Below are 21,036 nucleotides of genomic sequence, written 5' to 3' on the forward strand. Positions count from 1 at the left end.
GAAAGTCAGGTGAGTCCGTTTGTTGAATGAAGATAATGCCAGAGACGAACTGCAGGATATACTCAAAAGCAGGGAATACACCGTTTACGAACGGGATAACCAGGGCTTCTTTCAGCAGCTCTGGCAGGATATAAAAGACAAAGTAATAGACTGGCTGAACGGATTGTTTCCGGATTTTCAGGTTTCAGGCGGAAGCGGCGGGTCGATGGTTACATTTGCGCTTGTAATTCTGGGGCTTGTGGCATTGGCCGGCATCCTTATCGTCGTGTCCCGAAACTTTTATAACAAAAGAAAATTCGCTCACCAAAAGCCCCTGCAGCATCTCGCTCAAAAAGACTGGTCATTCACGGAGCATCTGGCTGAGTCCGAAAAGCAGGAAAACACAGGGGACTATTCACTTGCCGTCCGCCATCTTTTCTTGGCGCTGCTCCTTTATTTTCATGAAAAAGAATGGCTGGTGGCGAGGCAGTGGAAAACGAACTGGGAGTACTATGAAGAGCTGCAGAAAGTCAATCAGGAGTGGGCTCAGCAGTTTTATTCGCTAGCCTTGATGTTCGATGAAGCGGCCTATGGCGAAAGGGAAATCTCTCAACAGGAATTTGCCGCTTTCAAAGAAGCGGCGATGGAGCGTCTCGAAGAAAATCAACAGGAAATCGAAGCATAAGGAGGGGAAGGGATGGCGAGAAATAAAAAGATCATCTTACTTATAGCCGTACTGCTTGTATTCGCGGGACTCAGCGTTATCATCGAATCCCGTGCACCCAAGGAGTACACGAACTACCTTTCCCAATCTCCGGCTCCGATGGGAACGAAGGCGATTTATACATATCTGGAAAATGAAACAGGCAAAGTGGATAGATGGAAGCACTTCCCGGCAGTGCTCCAAGATGACGAAGAAAAAGAATTACTCATCATGATCGAGCCTTATTTCACCCCGGAAACAGAAGCGACAGAAGCGTACCGGGAGTTCATGGAGGCAGGTAACACCATCCTCCTTTTTAAAAGCAATCCTGCCGGGATGTTTGACATCAAGACGAGCAGTTTTGCCAATGCTCTTGAGGAAGTGTCGACGGTCACCAGCTCGGAAGGTGAAGAATGGCAGGCTGTCACTCCGTCACCGGTGAGAATTGAAACGGCTGAACAAGATAAAGTGCTTTTATCAGATGAAGCTGGAGCGATTGCGATCGAGCGTTCAGTAGGCGCCGGCAGCCTGATCGTCGCCACAACACCCATCTGGATGACGAACGATGCCATCTTGGAACACGATCACCTGCCGCTGGTATTGGAGCTTATGAATAACAGTAATGCAGAATATATCTTGTTCGATGAATACATCCATGGTGCTGGTAATGAGTCGACTGTGCTGACACTTTACCCAATGTGGTTCCTGGTGTTGATTTTACAAGGCGTCCTGCTGATCATCCTCTGGCTCTGGTATCGAGGAAAACGTTTCGGACTCATAGACATTGCCCGCGAAGAGCATGTAAGGTTCAGTGACGAACGAATCAAAGCCCTGGCAGCCTGGTATATCAGGGGGAAAAGGTTCACAGAGTCTCTCGGCATCCAAGCGGATTATGTAAAATTGCTTTTACAGGAAAAATGGGGCATCCCTTACAGCAAGGAGTGGGCTGACAGTACGGAAGGAATCCTCCGCAAATGGAAAACAGTCACTGAAAAAGAGGCAGACAGCTTCGTAAAAGGTTTAACAGCTGTTTTGGAAAAAGAAAAAATGAGCAAGCAGGAATACTTATTATGGTCGAAACAGTTGGATCGACTAAGGAAAGAGGTGGAGGAAGGATGAAGCCTGAATTAGCATCCTTACTGGAACAATATGAAAATCGAATTTTAGGACAGGGGAAGAATCTGCGTCTTCTGCTGTCTGCTATTTTAGCAGGCGGCCATGTGCTGATTGAAGGAGTACCAGGAACAGGGAAAACACAAATGGTGCGCACGTTGGCGAACCTGCTTGGAGGCAATTTCAGCCGTATTCAATTCACGCCTGACCTGCTGCCGAGTGATATTACCGGAAGCACGATTTACAATATGAAGGACAGTTCGTTCCAAACGCTGAAAGGCCCTATTTTTACCAACATCCTTTTGGCTGATGAGATCAACCGAACGCCTGCGAAGACACAAGCGGCCCTATTGGAAGCAATGGAAGAAAAGCAAGTGACGATTCAGGGGGAGACGTATCAACTGCCTGACGTGTTTTTCGTAGTTGCGACTCAAAATCCGATCGAATTTGAAGGGACCTATCCGCTTCCGGAAGCACAGCAGGACCGTTTTCTATTCAAATTGAACATTGATTTTCCTGAGTTGGAAGAAGAAAAAAGAGTGTTGAAGTCTGTTATTGAAGGTGTTTTCAGTGCTGGTTCCGTTCAGCCTTCTCTGGACACGGATGCTTTCGCAAGCATTCAAAAGGAAGTTGCAGATGTAACCATCAGTGACAGCGTCCTGGACTACATCATGAAAATCGTTCGCAAAACAAGAGATACCGAGGCAATCCGATTTGGCGCCAGCACGAGGGCGGCGATTTCAATCGGAAAAGCCGCTCAGGCCTGGGCGTATATGGCGGGCAGGGGTTATGTCACCCCGGATGATATCAAGATGACGGCGCGTCCTGCCTTAAGGCACAGAATTCAAATATCCCCGCATATGGAATTGGAGGGAGCGACGGTTGACACAATCATTGAAGAACTTGTGGGGACGGTTCCTGTTCCGAGATAAAGGGATTTTGCCGACGGGAAGGCTGGTCGGCGCACTTTTCGTGATATCCCTGCTTTTGATCGGGGGTACCTTTTGGGGGCTTTCGTGGCCAGAGGTAATCACAGTCAATCTGCTATTTTTGGTGGCTAGCCTCCTCGACCTGTTTTTTTCACCACGTAAAAAAGAACTGAGCGTAACGAGGGAACTGCCTGCAGAAATGGAAAGAGGGCTGACGTACTATGCACAGGTGAACATTGAGAGCAGATCCCGGCAGCCTTTTATCTATAAAATTGTCGACGGACTGCCGCAGTCTTTCGAAAGGCCGTTTCCATTGGAAGATACAACCGGTGAAGGATCGACAGCGATATTATATCAAACATCGGCACCAGTCAGAGGGAACTATTCGATAGAAAAATTGTTTTTCCGCTACCGCAGCAAGCTTGGCCTCTGGGAAAAACAAAAAACGTTTACAATAGAAGAAACAGTCAAAGTCATACCGGATTTAAGTGACACGAAACGCTTCCTGGAAAGCGCACAGCAGTTCCTTCTTTACGAGGGAGTAAAAATCCGCAAGCTGAAAAGCGGTGCAGGGGAGTTTTCAAAAATACGAAACTATGCAGTCGGTGATGATCCACGGAAAATCAACTGGCGGCAGACGGCGAAACTCCGTGAGGTCATGACGAATGAATTCGAGCCGGAGCATGGAAAGTATATTACTGTGTTAATCGATTGCGGTCGTATGATGGGAGCGGAGCTGACGAAGGGCAACCGGTTGGAACGAGCATTGGAAGCGGCGATGACCGTCAGTGCCGCTGCCTTGCAGAACGGTGATTATGTTTCAGTTCTTGCTTTTTCACGGGATGTGAAGGTATTCGTGCCGCCTGCCAAAGGGATGGCCCATCTTCAAACGATTTTACAAAGCATTTATAACCTCGAAGTGGATTCTGCTGAATCGAACTATGCAGCGGTGCTGGGATATCTCCAGACTGTGCAGAAAAAACGCAGCCTCTTATTGCTGTTCAGCGATGTTGGATCTTTTCTACATGAAGGCGGGGCGTTGACATACTTGCAGCGTTTGCGTCAGCGGCACCTGTTTTTGATGCTTGGAATAGTAGATCGGACGCTATTGGAGAGGGCAGGTGAGGAACCGTCTTCTGTAAAAGGAACGATGATCAAAAGCATGGCGCAAAAACAGCTGCTGATTAAGAGGCGTGAAAAAGTGAAGTGGGAAAAAAGAGGCCTCCAAGTGGCGGAGGCCCGTGAAGAGAAACTGGCAGCTTCGGCCGTTTCCCACTATATCGATATTATGAACCGGGGATTGCTGTAGGTTGTTTTTTCTTCAAAAGCATTGATCCGATTAGTACGTAAAGAACCAAGCCGATAAGGGTCAGGCCAGCAACCAGGTACTTCGCCTCGAATGAAAGGGTGGAAGGGGTAATGAATCCTTCGATGATCCCAGCGATGACGAATAAAGGAATTGTCCCGAGCAGCAGCAGAACTGAGCGTTTTGCCTGCTGCTTTAATTGATAGCCGCGCGAGTAACGGCCGGGCACGAACAGCTTGTAGCCCATGAGCAGGCCGGCACCTCCTGCGATGAAGATGGCGGTAAGCTCAATCATGCCGTGGGGCACAATGTAAGCCCAGAATTCATAGCTTTTACCGTAATGCCAGAAGAGCGCGGCAATCGCGCCGACGATGATGCCGTTATAGATTAATAGATAAACGGTTAGCAACCCAAAAGTGATCCCTCCGGCAAAAGCGAGGATGGCCACTTGAATGTTGTTGGTCATGATGGTCGCGGACATCATAGGTGAATCCACTGCCCCTTCATTATCGCCAAGCCGTTCAGGATCGAAGTTTTGTGCCATACTTTCGGGAAGAACTGAATAGATATGGAGCGGATCATCGGCTACAGAGAAGAAACTCCCCAGGGCGCCAATGGTAAAAAGCAGCATGGCAAACAGGATCATTTTCCACTGTTGGAGGAAAAGTCCGATGAAGGTGACGCTGAAAAAGTGGCGAACCTGCTTGAAACTGGAAACTTGGTCACGATATAAAAGATTATGAGATTTTGAGACGAGATCATTTAAATAAGGTGTGACTTCTTCCTGGGGAAAGTAGGTCTGGCTGTAAGACAAATTTTGGGCGGCTTTCTGATAGAGCCGGCTGAATCGGTCGATATCCGTCCCCTTGATTTTGCTTTTTCGTTTGTGCATGGTGGCGATAAGTTCCTCCAGCTCTTTCCACTCCTGGCGATTCTGCTGGATGAATTGTTTCGAATTCATATGTAACACCTGCTTTTTTAAAAATTCTGAATGTATTCGACAAACTTCGGGTCGTGCCTGTCACCTATCTACTATTATAGTACAAAAGACAAGAAATGAGGAATTCATAATGCATGATGAGCAAGTAGATATAAAGACTCCCGAGTATGTGTCTCTTCAGTTTCAGACTGCAGGGCTCGGGAGCAGGGCAGCAGCGTTCATGATTGACCAGCTGCTGTTAACGGTTATTAATATAGTCATCATTATTTTAGTGATCATGTCCATGAATTTGCAGACGTATGATCCTTTTTTGATGGAAACACAGGCGTTTAGTTCCGGCACGCTTGCGCTTGCAGTGGTGGCGATATTCGTCCTTAACTGGGGATATTTTTTCGTTTATGAATTCTTTTCCGGTGGAAGAACGCTTGGGAAAAAATTAATAGGTATCCGCGTAATCCAGCAAAACGGCCAGAGCATCACGTTGTTATCAAGTTTTATCCGTAACCTGGTGAGAATCATTGATATGCTGCCGGCTTATTACTTCGTCGGCATGCTGATGGTATTCTTCCACAGCAAACACAAACGCCTCGGCGATATCACAGCTGGAACGATTGTCGTCCATGAACGAGGGAAAAAGAAGCCGGGGAAGAAAACGGCAATTGAAAAAGAAATAGCGTCAAGAGGATTAAGCAAAGAAAGCATCAACTTCGATGAGGGAGCATTGAAGCCGCTTGGGGAAAAAGAGTGGAAGCTGCTCAAAACCTACAGCCAGCGTTTCAACGGACTGGAAGAGGATCAGCGAAACATCCTGACAAGGCAAATCGCCGAAATCATCCTCCCGAAAGCCGGAATCGACCAGGACGGCAAAACCTTCGAGCAGCTCGAAAACTGCCTGCTCGTCACCTATCTGTATATGAAAGATGAATGGGAATTCGAACTCTGACACTTCAGTACTCTAAAGCACTAAGAGGGACTGTCCCTCTTAGTGCTTTAAAGCGATGAAGAAATAAAAAAGCTTGAGGATGAGATCCTCAAGCTTTCAATATATAATTTATGCTTTTACAGCGTTATCTTCTTCTTCAATTCTCTGCAGTCTTTCTGCTACTTCTTCTTCAGAAAGGTTGTGCTCCATTACGTAGCGATTCTCTTCATGAGTACGGCATTCGTGAGAGCAGCTTCTCATATATTTATGCTCATTTTCTTTAGAGCAAAGGATTTTTTTGTTACATGGCGGGTACGCACAGTTCACATAGCGCTCACAAGGTTCGCCTGTGTAGTAGTCTTTCCCGACAACCACATGTTCTTTACGGTTGACCGGCACGGCAATTCTTTCATCGAATACATAGAGCTGGCCGTCCCATAGGTCGCCTTGAACTTCCGGGTCATACCCATAAGTCACGATGCCGCCGTGCAATTGTGCTACATCCTCAAAGCCTTCACGTTTTAACCAGCCTGAGAATTTTTCACAACGGATTCCGCCCGTACAGTATGTGATTACTTTTTTACCTTCTAGCATATCTTTATTTTCACGGACCCAGTTTGGAAGATCGCGGAAGTTTTCGATATCCGGTCTGATCGCTCCTCTGAAGTGTCCTAAATCATATTCATAATCATTTCTTGCATCAAGCAAGATTGTATCTTCGCGTTGAATCTGCTCATAGAAATCTTTCGGCTCCAAATATTCACCAGTGATTTCATGAGGGTTGACATCATCCTCAAGCCTTAGTGTAACAAGCTCCTGACGATATTTTACTTTCAATTTTTTGAAAGCATGCTCATCCGCTTCGTCAATTTTGAAAATTGTATCATGGAAGCGGTGATCGTTTTTCATCATTTCCATGTATTGGTCTGTCGCTTCGATCGTTCCGGAAACCGTTCCGTTGATCCCTTCAGATGCGATCAGAATTCGACCTTTAAGGCCCATTTCTTCACAACGTTTCTTGTGATACTTCGTGTAAGCCTCAGGGTCCTCAATTGTTACATAGTTGTAGTACAGAAGGACTCTGTAAGGTTTTGTTTCACTCATATTCAATTCCACCTATCGATTTATATTTGCAAGATATAAATGCAATATGCCATTTCTCTTACGATTGTCTATTATAGCAAAAAAACGTAAAAAGTATTACTGTAATTTTTTACATTTCAGTGTCATTCGACAAAAACCGGGTCGTGACAGTCACCACACACAGTCCCTCTTAGTGCTTTAAAGTCATAAAGCAAAGATTGGGGTAATAGCTTTAACACACTTAAATCTTGAATTGAAAGTAAATCAGGTGTAAGATATAGGAAATAAGAACTACATTTTGAATATTGGCAAATCAGTCGAAAGGCTGGGACGCAAAACTACAGGGGCTACCATCCGAAGGGATATGCCAGCCAGTTGCACAACACGAATTGCGCCCATTTTAGTGCGTTTTTTTATTTGCACAAGAATAGATGATACAGGGAGAGAATTCTTATGGTAAACGCAATTCCGTTGTCGTTACAAAAATTAAAGTACAGATTTTATGCTTTTTTGCTGCCGATTTTTTTGATTGTCGCCAGCTTGGGCTGGTACGATGAAAGCCGTTTGCCAAATCCGGACCCTGTTAATATGATCATTCTTCCTGTCCTTGTTGCCCTTTATAGTTTTTCGCTTTATATTGTATTTTTCAAACGAGACTGGATTGAAATGGCAGAAAAATTCATGATTATTGCCATCTGTTTTGTCGCTGCCATCAAGTTTACCTATGTTGTCAGCTATGAATTAGAGCAAACCATGTCACTCGGACCTTTTACATTCTGGATGCCGATGTTTTATATGTTCCTGTTTCTGCTTCTGAATATCCGCTGGGCATTGATTGCGACAGCCATTACGTATTGTTGGTTCTTGTGCGTAGGGATATATAAGCTTCCTGACTTGATCGGCACTCCTGCGGTATCGATCCTTATTCAATACATGTTCGCAAACCTTGTTTTCATCATGACCCTGTTTTTTTTACAGACGGTAAAACAAACCTATATTAAAGCAGAGGTACTGGAGGAGATGGCCAACACTGATTATCTCACGGGCCTTCCCAATCGCAGAAAAATCGACAAAGTGCTGCTGAATGCAATCAAGGCTCAGCGAGAACTTTCGATTATCTACCTGGATATTGATCATTTTAAGCAAATCAATGATTCTTATGGTCACAGCACCGGTGACCTTGTGCTGAAGGAGTTCACCAAAATCACAAAGGGAATGCTAGAGAAGAGGGATATCCTCGGACGCTGGGGCGGCGAGGAATTCATGCTGATAGTAAAAAATAAAGATTTAAAAGAAGCACAAACTTTTGCTGAAAGTATCAGGGAGCATATCTCACAGCATTCATTTTCGATTATCGGAAATCTAACCGCGAGCTTCGGAGTGACGGAATTGAAAAGCGGCGATACTCTGGACTCCCTATTGAACAGAGCCGATAAAGCCCTTTACGAAGCCAAAAACAGCGGAAGGAACCTGGTATTGACATACTCCCGGGCATAAAAGAAGGATGAAAGCAACTTGGCTTTCATCCTTTTAGTGTTAGTCCACTTCTTTAATCGAAACATGAGTCACTTTGTCCAGCGCCACGCGATAAAGGACATTATCTTCCTTATAATCAAAGTAGCTGGAGTTATTGCCGAAAACCTTATGAAGCACCTGGGATTCCGTCTTTTCTTCTATAAAATTAACAACTGTATGGTCACTGGCGAAATGAAATGTTACTTGAAAGTTCTTCAATGTGATTTTCTCCCTTCGCGGTAAGTGTCTGGTATTTTCAGTTATTACTTTCCCGCTGAAGGCTGACATAAACTTAAAAAAATTTCGAGGGTCATAGCCAGAGTAGGGTAAGTATCTTTAACACGATATGGTACTCTAAAGATAAAATCGTAAAGAAGGGGGATCCACAATGACCACTATATCGAAAAAACACATCTTTTACGCTTTCAGCAAGGCAAATATAATCTCACACAAAGTACCATCCGGCACAACTCTGACTATTGAAACCTGCGACTGTTTTCGAGACCAGATCACTTCAGAGAACACGGTACTGACTGCCATGGACTGGGACCAAATCAATCCTGCAACAGGCGCAATCTATGTCGAGAATGCTGAACCGGGAGATATTTTAAAAGTAAGCATTGAAAAAATCGAATTGGAAGACCGGGGAGTCATGATGGTAGAACCGGGCCAGGGGGTGATGGGCCACCGGATCGAGAAAGCGGAAGTCAAAATGATTCCGATAGAGGATAACTATGCTGTTTTTAACGATAAACTGAAAATTCCGCTCAATCCGATGATCGGCGTCATTGGAACCGCACCCGCTGAAGGGGCTGTCTCCAACGGAACGCCTGGACCACACGGCGGAAACATGGACACCAAGCTGATCGCCGAAGGAAGTACAATATATTTACCGATTTTCCAGGAAGGAGCACTTTTTGGACTGGGAGATCTGCATGCCGCAATGGGAGACGGGGAAATCAGTGTGACCGGAATTGAAATTGCCGGAAACGTGACAGTGAAATTGGAAGTGCTGAAAGGCACAGCCATTCCTTATCCTTTTGTGGAAAATAAAGAGGGGCTTGCAGTCATCGTTTCCAAGCCGACCGTTGATGAAGCTGCCAAAAGTGCAACTGAAATCATGATCAACACTCTGCTGCCGCATACTGAATTGACTCTCAACGAACTCACCATGCTTTTCAGTGCATCCGGACAGTCGCAAATCTCACAAATCGTTGACCCGTTGATGACGGCAAGGTTTTTTGTACCTAGATATGTTTTAGATGGAATCGGTTATCCAACATTTGTGAAATCAAATGAGTAGAGTTGGAAGAGGGAAGGGTTTTAAGGAAGAAAAAATGAACGAACTAGGCCGGCCAAAACTTGGATAAATTAGTGTAGATATAGGAAACTTCAGGCACTTTGTTTCAACTGAGAACGTTGGCTGATTGCTTTCAAGATGAACATTTTATCCTGCAGCGTAAGCATTCTCCAGCTTTTCACTTTAATCTTCATAAGAATCGCTCCTTTTTTGGATTTTTCCTAGTGATGTCTTGATGAAGAACTGCTCTAATTGGCCTAGTTTGTATATATAACCTTAATACCGCAGTTAAACACAATATAAACAACAAAAATTCCAACAATTCCCGGGGAAATATGTCGAAGGGACAAGGTTAAAGAAGCAGCCTTGTCCCTTTCTCTATGGGCGAGAGGTCATTCCGGCGCTCAACTCACTCATCTGATTCTTTATGAAAAAATGAATAGGTCATCAGCAAACCGCCAATATAAAGCAGGATGGCAAAATATGCTGGTGATAAATGAACAAAGCTCGTGTACCCGATGGCAATATGAATATAAATCCCTGCGATAAAAGCGGGTAACCCTCCTAACAGAAACGTCCACCACACCCAGCGACTTCCTTGGTGAAAGCCCCAAAGAGCAAGCATCAGAACAAGCAAACCTACACTCAATAATGCACTTCCGAATCCAGCCCGGTCGTGAGCAATTACCGGAATGAGTTTTTCGTTAAAGGACTGTAATTGCTCAGGAGACATACACAGATACAGCAGATCGGTAGGGACGAAAACAGATGTCACGCCGTATAACGAGATGACAACCCCTCCAAGCACAAAGGAAAACCCTAATAACACAAACAGAAACTGTCCATATAAGGACTTCTTCCACGAGCGGTGGTTCCTCAGGTTGGCCGAAGCGGGAGTTCCCGCAATCTCCTTAGTTTTAACAAAGCCGTACACGAAAAACGGAAGCAGCACGAGCCAGAAAATCAGGTGAAGCCAGTCAAAATAGCCGAATCCTATAAACGCAAAAATCCCAAGGAACCCGGTGATACCTGCTGCGTCTATTGCCTGCTTAGCCCACCTCAGCTGCTTGCGAACTCCATACTTGGCCAGTTTCATATAAACGATCCCGCCGGAAACCATCGTGCCGGCGAGCGTCATCCGGTCATGAGCCATAAACAGCATAATTCGTTTGTTGTATGACCAGATTGCTTCCCGTTTCATTCCCAGGAACATTTCGTCATAAGGCAAAATAATTGATGTAATGCTGAATAACAGAGCAAGCAACCCGCCGAGGAAGATAAACAGACCGAATAGCCAATAGGCGAACCAGCCTTGTTGTGGCAAGACCGCAGGTTCGGCTCTGGACACCAATGCCTCTTTAATCCGTTTCGTCAGCCCGGGGCCAGAAAATACATAGCCGCCAGAGAGCATAACCAAATCGGCACCCGCATCAAGCAATTCCATTGCATCCTGAGGTTCTCTAATAGCACCAGATGTAATGATCGTTTTTGAAAAACCGCGTTCTCTAAGTTTCTTAATTTGAATCGAATCTGCATCCTTATTCTGTTCATCCAAATCTATGATGACACCCGAATGGAAATCGGGCTCGCCAACTTTAAAATTATCAACAGATGAGATAGAAAGGTAGATCGGTTTCTCTGTAAGGGAAGCGAAGCTGTCATTAGCCTCATCTAAAATAAATCCGTCGGCAAACCCTTCAAGCTGCTGTATCAAGGTCTTGATTTCACTGTTACTGCCAGCCAGCCTAATAAGAATAGGTTGTTTTCTCTTAACGTTTCTAAGTTTATCGATGGCAACATTCGCCCCGATTGAACTTTTCTGAAACAAGACCTTCTGATTCGCATTGTCGACAATTGGCCCATCACAATCTCTTTTTCCCTCTAATGAAACGGGGCCAACCTCTAGGAAGCCAAACCCTAAATTTGTAAAAGCTTTTGTGCCCGACAGGAAAGGGTCAATTTTTCCCGACAGCCCCACAGGATTGGCAAAAGCCACTCCATCTATTTGCTGCCTCAAAGAGAGAGAGCTTTCTTCCCTCCCTAAAAAATTGATGACATGAGAACCGAATGGAAGGGAGGCAATCCGGTTCATTCCTTGATGTATAAAATCCCGCGAAGTCACAGGAGAGAGCTTATTCAATATCGGTTTAAAAACAACATGATAAGACCAATCTGGCATGTCAATTCCTCACATTCAGGTGGACATGGGGAAAGCGGCCGTATCCATCCCTCTCCGGAGAGATCCACTCTCACTTTGTCCCTAGTTTTCTATTGTTAGTTTAACATGTCCAAGGATTGCAGATGGATGATAAATGAATATAATGGGAGGAATTTATTAGAAGTTTAATGGAGGTTATAAAATATAAAATCTTTAACACTTTAAAACACTAAGAGGGACAGTCCCTTATAGCGCATTAAAGAAAGGACGGCTGTGTGCTTCGCCTATTGAAGCGTACAGCCGTCCTTTGTTGACTTATTCTAAATCCTCACCAATAATCCGCACTTCACGCTCAAGCTCGACGTCAAACTTCTCTTTAACCGTCTTCTGTACGTGTTCAATCAATGAGATATAGTCTTTCGCCGTCGCGTTGTCTTTGTTGACGATGAAACCGGCATGCTTCGTAGACACCTCGGCACCACCGATGTTCGTCCCCTGCAGCTGGCTGTCCTGAATCAGCTTTCCGGCAAAATAGCCAGGCGGTCTCTTAAAAACAGATCCGCAAGATGGATACTCAAGCGGTTGCTTCGACTCACGTTTGTACGTCAAGTCATCCATCACAGCTTTAATTTCCTCATATTCACCAGGCTTCAGTTTGAAAGTCGCTTCCAGCACTATATCGCCATTGTCAGGGATATTGCTCGTACGGTAATCCAAATCAAGCTCAGACGCCAGACGCTTCACGAGATTCCCTTCCTTATCTACGACATAGGCATAATCAAGAACGTCCTTAATTTCACCGCCATAAGCACCGGCATTCATATAAAGAGCACCGCCAACCGTTCCGGGAATTCCGCAAGCAAACTCCAAACCGGACAACTTTTCGGCAAGAGCCCTCCTTGAAGCATCAATGATACGGGAACCGCTCTGCGCAACCAGCGTCGTACCGTCCACAGAAATATCATCAAGATGCTTCAGATTGATGACAATCCCACGGATACCACCGTCCTTAATAATCAGATTCGATCCATTCCCCAGCAGCGTGAAAGGGATGTTCTCTTCATTCGAAAGCTTCACGACATTCTGGACTTCCTCATACGTCGTCGGTGTAATGAAGAAATCCGCTTTCCCGCCAAGCTTTGTATAGAGATGATCCTTCAGCATTTCATCCACTTTAATGTTTTCGGTTTTAACAACCGCCATCAATTTATCATGAATTTTCTTGTTATCGATCATTGACATCATTCCCATTTTTAAGTTTTATTTCTCTTTTAGGTATAAGCCTTGCTTCTATAATTATATGCCTAATAACCCTTGAAGTTAAACTTTTTCAAGCGGTTTTTTTATGGGCAGCTACTTAATCATAATATATTCATCTACATTTTTGAATGGAAAATCTGTCGTGTTCAAAAGAGGGGATAAAAGTATGTAGAGAATCAACTTCACTTAAATAAAGTTGATATTCTTGTATCACTTTTATTTTGTGATAATCAATTTGGGTTTTTATCTTCGTCTTTAACTCTTCGTCCAGGCAGCCTTCCAATATCGTTTTATGGTATCCAAGCATGAACTTGTGCCAAAACGATCTGATCTTGGTTAAGGTGTGCATTGTGATATTAAGCCTCCCATAAGAGTTGTTTAGGAATATTTTTCCTTTTTATAGATATTTAACACCAAAAATAGAGATCGCCTGGGAAGGTAGTGAATCCTTCATGATAATTAGTGCTTAAATAGTTTTTTTGAATGAAAATCTTCAATTTTTTTAGGACTAATGGTTTATCTGTTCTATTGCCGGGTAATCCCCTTATTGTAAGTCGCTAACTGATCAGGTAAATAAAGGCGCATACATAACTAACTGAGAAGGACATGATCTGTGTGACCGAAAATCCTTGAAGGCGGCCAAAATCTTGAAGGGGAAGGAGGAAGAATCAGAACAATTAAACTAATTGATTGCAAGTTCGATTTTATAACTGGATTGATAGTTGAAAAAGAAAGCATAACTTAGAAGCCCATCTGTACTCGGACGATCGACTTATGAAATTGAATGATTCTAATACTACTAATTTATGAAAAGAGGTATGGAGATTGAAAAAAAATAATAAGATTTTACCCCTTACACTCAGTACTACTTTAACTCTATTTAGTTTCAGCGCATTGCCTGCAGCGGCTAATACAGACGATCAGGCGGAGGTCCCGGTAAATGTATTGAACGAAGAAAATGTTGAAGCCACTCAAACTAGTGAAACAGTTACACAAACCGAAGAGGTTACGGAACCTGCAGAAGAAACAGTAGAAACGGCCGAAACGCCAGCAGAGACAACTGAAGCAACTCCTCAGGCAGAGGAGGATGAGGGGGAAACTGTGACTGCTGAGACAACTGAAGAATCTGCAGAAACAACAGAACAACCTGCTGAGACAGAAGAAGAGAAAGCGACAGAAGAAGCTGAAGGTCAGGACGAGTCTTCAGAAAGTGCCAATAATGAAAATGAAGAAACTGCAATTGAAACAACTGAACCTGAAACTTCCACAGACACTTTTTCACTTGAAATCATTAAGTCTATCCTGGAAGGTGAAATTTCTGCCTTTTCCCTTGTGCTTTCTGACGGTTCCCGGGTTGTGCTTGAATACAATGATGGAACTTGGTTTAATGGAAATTTGGAGGATTTAGACAATGTAGCAGGTATTGAGATCGTTGCAGACGGTCAGACTTACACTTATCTATACTCAGAGCTATTGGCAGAAGTACAATCCTATATTTCAGGCTGGATTGACTCTTGTGTTTCCCTTTCAGACGAAGAGGAGCCAGCCAACCTGCTTACCAGTGTCAACCTTGTTCTACCTGGTGGAATCAAAGTGGATGATGCCAAGCTGAAGCTTGGCGATGGGTCTTACGTTGAACTTGATGAGGATGCTGACTTCGCTTTCCTTGGTGAGACTAAAGTGGATGCTGACAGTGTGACAGCACTTTGGCTAATGATTGATGGAGAGGAATATACAATCGATTTGACTGAAGTTACTGATGAAAATGGTGTCCTTAAAATCACAGTGACAGAAGCAGATCTGGGTCTTAATGTAGACATTGTCAACAAAGTTGAATTGAATCTTCCTGAAGGAATCGAATTAGAAAAGGCTAAATTAGTACTGGCGGATGGTACTTTGGTAGATCTTGAAGTATCAGGAGAGTTGTACGCACTGATCGCGGAAGGAGAAATTACCCTTGATGAAATTGCCCAGTTGTGGGTGTTGATTGACGGAGAAGAATATACAATTGACCTTACTGCAGAAGAGATGAAAGATGGCGTACTGGATATCATTATCGACAAAGCTGACCTTGATTTAGATGTTGTTACAAAGGTGAACTTAACGCTTCCGGCAGATATTGAAATGGAAGGTGCTAAGTTAGTGCTAACCGATGGTACATTGGTTGAACTTGAAGCTTCAGAAGATTTATTCGTTCTGCTGGCAGAAGGGGAAGTTACTCTTGATGAAATTGCTCAGCTTTGGGTAATGATTAATGGAGAAGAATATACAATTGACATTACTGTAGATGATTTAACAGATGGTGTGCTGGATATCACAGTAGAGGAAGCTGACCTTGACTTAGATTTAACAGCAGTGACGGGGCTTAATCTAAATGTTCCAGATGATATCGAAGTGGAAAGCGCAGAACTGATTCTGGTTGACGGGACGGTTATCGACCTGGATATTACGGATGGCCTTGATTTCGAAATTGACCACGAACTTTTAATAGAAGATCTTGGATACCTCACAGTGATGGTCAATGGTGTAGAATATGCTATCGACCTATCTGAAAAGGATGCTATCGAAGGTGTATTGAACATCGACCTTGGGCTGGATGTATTCTACGAACCAGTAAATGACCTGAATCTTGAACTTCCGGAAGGCATTGAACTTGATCACGCAAAAATAGTTCTTGCGGACGGTACTCTTGTGGATGTTGATGATTTAGAAGACTTTTACCTTGAAAATGCTACTGCTATATGGCTGATGATTGATGGGGAAGAATATACTATCAATCTTGCAGACTTGGAATATGAACTCGATGCAGACGGAGTCTTGGCTATTACGATTACTGAAGATGTAATTGAAGTTCCGGATGTACCTGAGGATGACAGCGATTTTCTTACTGGCATCACTATCAATCTTGGAGAATTCGAAGGTAATATCGAAAGCGCGGTTCTTGTATATGGCGATGATGAAGAAGTGGAACTTGAAATTGTTGACGGCAAGCTTGTACTTGATTTAGCCGATCTTGATATTACTGTTGAAGAATTGCTGGAGCTTAAGCTGGTCGTGGCCGGTGTATCCCATGTAATCGAAATTGATGAAGATAGTCTTACAGTAGAAGACGGAGAGGTTACGGTCGACGTTGATGTTGATGTGGAAAATGACACAGACACAGATACAGATAATGATACGGATAACGATTCAGACTCCGATGAGGCAGCTGCCGATGACTCTGATGAAGACACAAAGAAAAGCGGCATGCTTCCTTACACTGGAGAGAAGAGCAATATGCTGTTCTATCTTACAGGCCTGCTGATTTCCGCACTTGGTGTATTCGGCATCAGAAAAAAGAAATTTGAAGAGTAATAAAGTGGGAGGGGAAGCGGTTCCCCTCCTATTCCAATATTGAGGTGAACTATGAAAAGGGCGATAGCATTTTTATTCATTCTTATTGGCATTGGGGTCATGCTGTATCCAACAGCAACTGACTACTATAACTCCTATAAGCAAAATAATCTAATTGAGGACTGGGAAAGCCAGGAAATCAGGACTGAAAATAATGACCAAATCAACCAGAATCCTGATGAACAGGAAGCCCGGTCAAACTATATAAGCCTGGATGGTATCTTTGATTCATCTGAAAATACAGTCGAGGCAGCAGAAAGGGAAACCTCCCCAAATGATAATGATTTGACAGAGACAGAAGATAAACAAGAGCCGTTGAAAGAAAATATACTTGGAATCATTACAATCGATAAAATCAATGTCAAACTGCCAATATTGAGAGGAGCTTCTCAGTATCATCTAAAGTATGGAGCAGGGCACCTTAGCGGGACTGTGTTGCCGGGTCACAATGGAAACAGTGCTATTGCCGCCCATCGAAGCAGGCAATATGGCAAGATGTTCAACAGGTTGAATGAGGTAGAGAAAGGTGATTTGATCAAAGTAAGGACAAGGGAAGGAACTTTTGAATATAAAATCCTCAGCACAAAAATCGTAAAGCCAGATAATCTCTCTGTACTCCAAAACAGTGATGAACCAATTTTGACACTCATTACGTGCGACCCCGTTGATAATCCGATAAATCGGTTAATTATCCGGGCTGAAATGCAATAGAAAAAGCAGCTCGTTTGAGAAGCTGTTTTTTCTTGTTGTAAAGTAAAAATGCATTGTTAGAACTTTGGTAAGATGATTCTGAACCGAGCTCCTTGAAACAAAAGGGAAACCAATCCCTTTTCCCTATGTCGGAATAAGGTGGCGCATGCATTTTTTTCATAGTTCTCTGAAGGTTGTCATACATATAGACCAAGGCATTTAATAAGGAGAATACTATGCGGAGAAGAAGAAACACACCACTGCCTCTGATTGGGGTAGTCCTGTTTGTCATTCTCATTCTAATCTTGATACTGCGCTCTTGTGGGGGGCCAAACAGTCCTCCATCTTCCCCGGAAAGTGTCATCAAACAGTTTTACGAATATGAACAAGATGCCGACTTCGGAAATGCCTGGGAGCTGTTTCACTCGGAGATGAAGAAGCGATTTAAGAAATCGTCTTATATTCAAACCAAAAACCATGTTTTCCTTGGGCATATGGGAGTGGAGTCATTTGATGTGGAAATCGGGGAAATGGAAGAAGTCGAAGAATGGAAGCTGTCCAAAGACGGTCCGGTGTTCAAAAATGTGACGCTTGCTGATGTGACCATGTTCTATAACAGTCAATTCGGCGTGATGGAGATCAAGCAAAAGTGCTATGCTGTCCTTGAAAAGGGAGAGTGGAAGGTTTTATGGGATTACCGGTTTTAATCAAACGTTTGATTAATAAATTTCTTTTTGAAAAAATGTTTAAAAAACTTGATGGCCGGGTATCTAGAAACTAACTTTTTTATAGGAGGGTGAGAGACTGTGACACTGTTGTTCATGAAAGCACGTGAAATGTATGAAAAGGATGCCAAACGAATGGAAAAAAGCGGAGAGGATTTATCCGCAAACCGTGTCTATCGCAGCAAACCTTCACCCATGGGCTACAAAAAGAAGTAACAATCATACATTTAAACAAAACCAGCCCATCAGTGGACTGGTTCTTTTTTTGTTTTTCGAGCCCTTCCTGAACCGAGGATGGAATGTGTGTGAACCCATTCCCAGCTTTTTAACCAATAAAATTTATAATAGATTCTGCAACCAAGCTTTTAACTTTTCCTTTGCAATGGTAGGCAGATTAGCGAAAAAACTACTCATTTCCCAACAAACTCCCTCTTAGCGCTTTAAAGGATTGAAGAACTATGCTTTTTATGCCATTTACTATAATATTTCCATTAAGAGGTACTACGGGAGGAGAGGTTTGATGATTACGGTTATTGGAAGCATCAACATGGATCTGGTGACCATCACCGGGAAGGATCCTGGGTGGGGCGAGACAATCATCGGGGAACAGTTTGACACAAACTTCGGCGGGAAAGGTGCCAACCAGGCAGTAGCTGCGGCAAAACTAGGAGCTGAAGTCCAAATGATCGGGGCGGTCGGTAACGATCTATACGGACAGGAATATCTAAGCCACCTGGAAAACCAAGGGGTCCAAACCCAAGCTATTAAAGTAATACAAGGAGAACGAACAGGCATTGCCGCCATCACAGTCTGCAAAAGTGAAAATAAGATCATTGAAGTACCTGGCGCAAACGCTCATATCACTCCGAGAGTTATTGAAGAACACAAACACATCATACTCAACAGCGACTGGCTTCTTCTTCAACTGGAGATTCCAAAAGAAAGTGTTGAAAAAGCCATACAGTTTGCAAATGAGGGAAAAGTGAAAGTCATCCTGAATCCTGCTCCATATATCACGATGCCGGAGGATATCATCGAACAAGTCACTTGGCTGACACCTAACGAGAACGAAGCTGTAAAATTGTTGAATCAATATAAAGGAGATAAAGAAAAACTTCTAAAGAAACTCATCATCACCAAAGGTGAAAAAGGTGTCACTTATCCAGACCACGGAATGACAACTTCACTCTTTCCGCCAAAGGTAAAACCAAAAGATACAACAGGAGCAGGGGATACCTTCACCGGGGCGCTCGCCGTTGCACTTGCAGAAGGACAATCCCTGAAGGAAGCCTGTCAGTTTGCCGTTAAGGCAGCAGCTCTTTCTGTAACAAAGCTTGGCGCCCAATCAGGGATGCCAACTAGGAAGGAGCTCGAAGAATGATAAAAACTCCCCCCACGGGAGAAGTTTTTCACCCATTTATAAAGGGTAAGGGATAGGACACATACATAAATACAATATTTACACTTTTATTACACATTTATTTTCATGTATCTATTACACTGAAGATATAATAAAATTGATGTTTGGATAGGTACATATCCATTTAAAAGGTTTTAACTATGTAAATTACTGAAATAGATGTTACTATAAACTTGCTAAAACCGGTGGTTGGAGTTAACTCCACCATTATATATAGAAGGGATACGTTTTATATTATGAAAATAGCGGTTGCGGGTACAGGGTATGTAGGGCTTGTAACGGGAGTGTGCCTGGCGGAAGCGGGCCATGTGGTTACTTGCTACGACATATCCCAAGATATAATAGATTCTCTGAACTCGGGTCAATCTCCCATATATGAACCGGGGCTTGATGAACTTCTAAAGAAAAATATAGAAGCTTCAAGGCTGCTTTTCACTACCGATGCCAGTATGGCCTATAAAGAAAAGGAATGTATTTTCATTGCAGTCGGAACACCTGAGGGCCCTGACGGTTCCGCCAATTTGGAGTATGTGGAGAGTGTGCTCAAGAAAATTGCAGACACTATAAAGGATGACACTATCCTGGTCATAAAGAGCACTGTACCGGTCGGAACCAATGACTGGGCAAAGCGGATTATGAAAGAAAGAACACCTTCATCTGTAAAAGTGGAATTTGTGTCCAATCCTGAGTTTCTAAGAGAAGGCTCTGCAATACAAGATACCTTTCATGGCGACAGGATTGTTATAGGCAGTTCAAGCAGGGAAGCTGGCGATCTTGTCCAAAAGATTTACTCAGGCTTTAACATACCTGTTATTCGTACGGATACGAAAAGTGCAGAAATGATCAAGTATGCTTCCAATGTATTTTTAGCAGCAAAGGTAAGTTTTATAAACGAAATCGCCAATCTTTGTGAAAAAACGGGGGCAGACATCGAACAAGTGGCAGCCGGTATGGGAATGGATCATCGGATCGGCCCTCATTTTCTGAGAGCGGGGATAGGTTATGGCGGTTCGTGCTTCCCAAAAGATACAAAAGCGCTGATAAAATTGGCGGAACAAGTGGAAGCGCCAAGCCATATAATGGATGCTGTGCTTGTCGTTAACCAAAATCAAAAGAAAAAACTCTTTGAAAAAGCCAGGGATCACTTCAACAATCACCTTTCCGGGAAAAAAGCAGCTGTTCTTGGCCTTTCTTTTAAACCAAATACAGATGATATCAGAGAGTCGCCTTCACTCGAACTGATCAACGAACTACTGCTCGAGGATGTTGACATTTCAGTGTATGACCCGATTGCCCAACCAAAAGCCCAAAAGGTCTATGGTGATAAGCTTGTATATAACGATACAATCGGAGAGGCTCTGAACCAGGCGGATATGGCTTTTATTGTAACAGATTGGGATGATATAAAATCCTTTTCTCTGAAAGGGTATAAGACCCATATGAAAAACCCTGTCCTGTTCGACGGGCGGAACTGCTTTTCACCCCGTAAAGTTGAGAAAGAAGGTATTCAATACTTTTCTATAGGAAGAATATAAAAAGATATTGACAAAAATATGGTGTTAAGTAACCCTTAAATTCGATATAATAAACTTTAAAGCTT

The 21,036-nt window shown here is 43.4% G+C and carries 18 protein-coding genes and 1 riboswitch; of the genes, 13 read left to right on the forward strand and 5 right to left on the reverse strand.

Features of this window, described 5'->3' with window-relative positions:
• Positions 1 to 22: 22 nt before the first annotated feature.
• Genes M1E09_RS01600 through M1E09_RS01615 form a run of 4 tightly spaced genes read left to right on the forward strand, consistent with a single transcriptional unit; the run spans position 23 to position 4,033 of the window.
• Positions 23 to 664 (forward strand): DUF4129 domain-containing protein, encoded by a 642-nt coding sequence (locus M1E09_RS01600; protein WP_456273162.1) that lies wholly within the window; start codon positions 23 to 25, stop codon positions 662 to 664.
• A gap of 12 nt (positions 665 to 676) precedes the next feature.
• Entirely contained in the window at positions 677 to 1,801 is a 1,125-nt protein-coding gene (locus M1E09_RS01605; protein WP_456273163.1) for a DUF4350 domain-containing protein, read from the forward strand.
• Entirely contained in the window at positions 1,798 to 2,727 is a 930-nt protein-coding gene (locus M1E09_RS01610; RefSeq protein WP_456273164.1) for an AAA family ATPase, read from the forward strand. Before M1E09_RS01605 ends, M1E09_RS01610 begins: the two co-directional genes overlap by 4 nt.
• Entirely contained in the window at positions 2,678 to 4,033 is a 1,356-nt protein-coding gene (locus tag M1E09_RS01615) for a DUF58 domain-containing protein (RefSeq protein WP_456273165.1), read from the forward strand. Before M1E09_RS01610 ends, M1E09_RS01615 begins: the two co-directional genes overlap by 50 nt.
• Here M1E09_RS01615 and M1E09_RS01620 read toward each other — a convergent pair.
• Entirely contained in the window at positions 4,011 to 4,991 is a 981-nt protein-coding gene (locus tag M1E09_RS01620; protein ID WP_456273166.1) for a stage II sporulation protein M, read from the reverse strand. The genes M1E09_RS01615 and M1E09_RS01620 overlap by 23 nt on opposite strands.
• A 109-nt stretch (positions 4,992 to 5,100) precedes the next feature.
• On the opposite strand from M1E09_RS01620, the gene M1E09_RS01625 reads away from it, so the two are divergent.
• Positions 5,101 to 5,913, forward strand: coding sequence for an RDD family protein (locus M1E09_RS01625; protein WP_456273167.1), 813 nt, complete (start codon positions 5,101 to 5,103; stop codon positions 5,911 to 5,913).
• Positions 5,914 to 6,021: 108 nt separating this feature from the next.
• Here M1E09_RS01625 and trhO read toward each other — a convergent pair whose 3' ends face one another.
• Complete coding sequence (gene trhO, locus M1E09_RS01630; RefSeq protein WP_456273168.1) at positions 6,022 to 6,996, reverse strand: oxygen-dependent tRNA uridine(34) hydroxylase TrhO; 975 nt, start codon at positions 6,994 to 6,996, stop codon at positions 6,022 to 6,024.
• A gap of 276 nt (positions 6,997 to 7,272) precedes the next feature.
• Positions 7,273 to 7,358, forward strand: a riboswitch (cyclic di-GMP riboswitch).
• Between the two features lie 70 nt (positions 7,359 to 7,428).
• Here trhO and M1E09_RS01635 point away from each other — a divergent pair.
• Positions 7,429 to 8,472: a GGDEF domain-containing protein gene (locus M1E09_RS01635; protein ID WP_456273169.1), complete on the forward strand. Its 1,044-nt coding sequence runs from the start codon at positions 7,429 to 7,431 to the stop codon at positions 8,470 to 8,472.
• Positions 8,473 to 8,511: 39 nt separating this feature from the next.
• On the opposite strand, the gene M1E09_RS01640 is transcribed toward M1E09_RS01635, so the two are convergent.
• Positions 8,512 to 8,709 (reverse strand): hypothetical protein, encoded by a 198-nt coding sequence (locus M1E09_RS01640; protein ID WP_456273170.1) that lies wholly within the window; start codon positions 8,707 to 8,709, stop codon positions 8,512 to 8,514.
• 169 nt (positions 8,710 to 8,878) lie between these two features.
• On the opposite strand from M1E09_RS01640, the gene M1E09_RS01645 reads away from it, so the two are divergent.
• Positions 8,879 to 9,793 carry an acetamidase/formamidase family protein gene (locus M1E09_RS01645; protein WP_456273171.1) on the forward strand — a complete coding sequence of 305 codons (915 nt, stop codon included), beginning with the start codon at positions 8,879 to 8,881 and terminating at the stop codon, positions 9,791 to 9,793.
• Between the two features lie 406 nt (positions 9,794 to 10,199).
• Here the strand turns inward: M1E09_RS01645 and M1E09_RS01650 are convergent, their stop codons facing one another.
• Positions 10,200 to 11,969 carry a dihydroorotate dehydrogenase gene (locus M1E09_RS01650; protein WP_456273172.1) on the reverse strand — a complete coding sequence of 590 codons (1,770 nt, stop codon included), beginning with the start codon at positions 11,967 to 11,969 and terminating at the stop codon, positions 10,200 to 10,202.
• 294 nt (positions 11,970 to 12,263) lie between these two features.
• The gene (gene murB / locus M1E09_RS01655) at positions 12,264 to 13,184 is read right to left on the reverse strand and encodes a UDP-N-acetylmuramate dehydrogenase (RefSeq protein WP_456273173.1); all 921 of its coding nucleotides are present in this window, start codon (positions 13,182 to 13,184) and stop codon (positions 12,264 to 12,266) included.
• Between the two features lie 849 nt (positions 13,185 to 14,033).
• On the opposite strand from murB, the gene M1E09_RS01660 reads away from it, so the two are divergent.
• From M1E09_RS01660 to M1E09_RS01685, 6 genes are all read left to right on the forward strand, one after another.
• Complete coding sequence (locus M1E09_RS01660) at positions 14,034 to 16,562, forward strand: LPXTG cell wall anchor domain-containing protein (RefSeq protein WP_456273174.1); 2,529 nt, start codon at positions 14,034 to 14,036, stop codon at positions 16,560 to 16,562.
• Positions 16,563 to 16,613: 51 nt separating this feature from the next.
• A complete protein-coding gene (locus M1E09_RS01665) occupies positions 16,614 to 17,312 on the forward strand; it encodes a class D sortase (protein ID WP_456273175.1) in 699 nt (232 codons plus the stop codon).
• 215 nt (positions 17,313 to 17,527) lie between these two features.
• Entirely contained in the window at positions 17,528 to 17,998 is a 471-nt protein-coding gene (locus tag M1E09_RS01670; RefSeq protein WP_456273176.1) for a hypothetical protein, read from the forward strand.
• A gap of 99 nt (positions 17,999 to 18,097) precedes the next feature.
• Positions 18,098 to 18,232 (forward strand): hypothetical protein, encoded by a 135-nt coding sequence (locus M1E09_RS01675; RefSeq protein ID WP_456273177.1) that lies wholly within the window; start codon positions 18,098 to 18,100, stop codon positions 18,230 to 18,232.
• Between the two features lie 304 nt (positions 18,233 to 18,536).
• Positions 18,537 to 19,397 (forward strand): ribokinase, encoded by an 861-nt coding sequence (gene rbsK / locus M1E09_RS01680; protein ID WP_456273178.1) that lies wholly within the window; start codon positions 18,537 to 18,539, stop codon positions 19,395 to 19,397.
• A 275-nt stretch (positions 19,398 to 19,672) separates the two neighbouring features.
• Positions 19,673 to 20,971 (forward strand): UDP-glucose dehydrogenase family protein, encoded by a 1,299-nt coding sequence (locus tag M1E09_RS01685; protein ID WP_456273179.1) that lies wholly within the window; start codon positions 19,673 to 19,675, stop codon positions 20,969 to 20,971.
• Positions 20,972 to 21,036 lie beyond the last annotated feature (65 nt).

This window comes from Bacillus sp. AK031 (assembly GCF_053903065.1).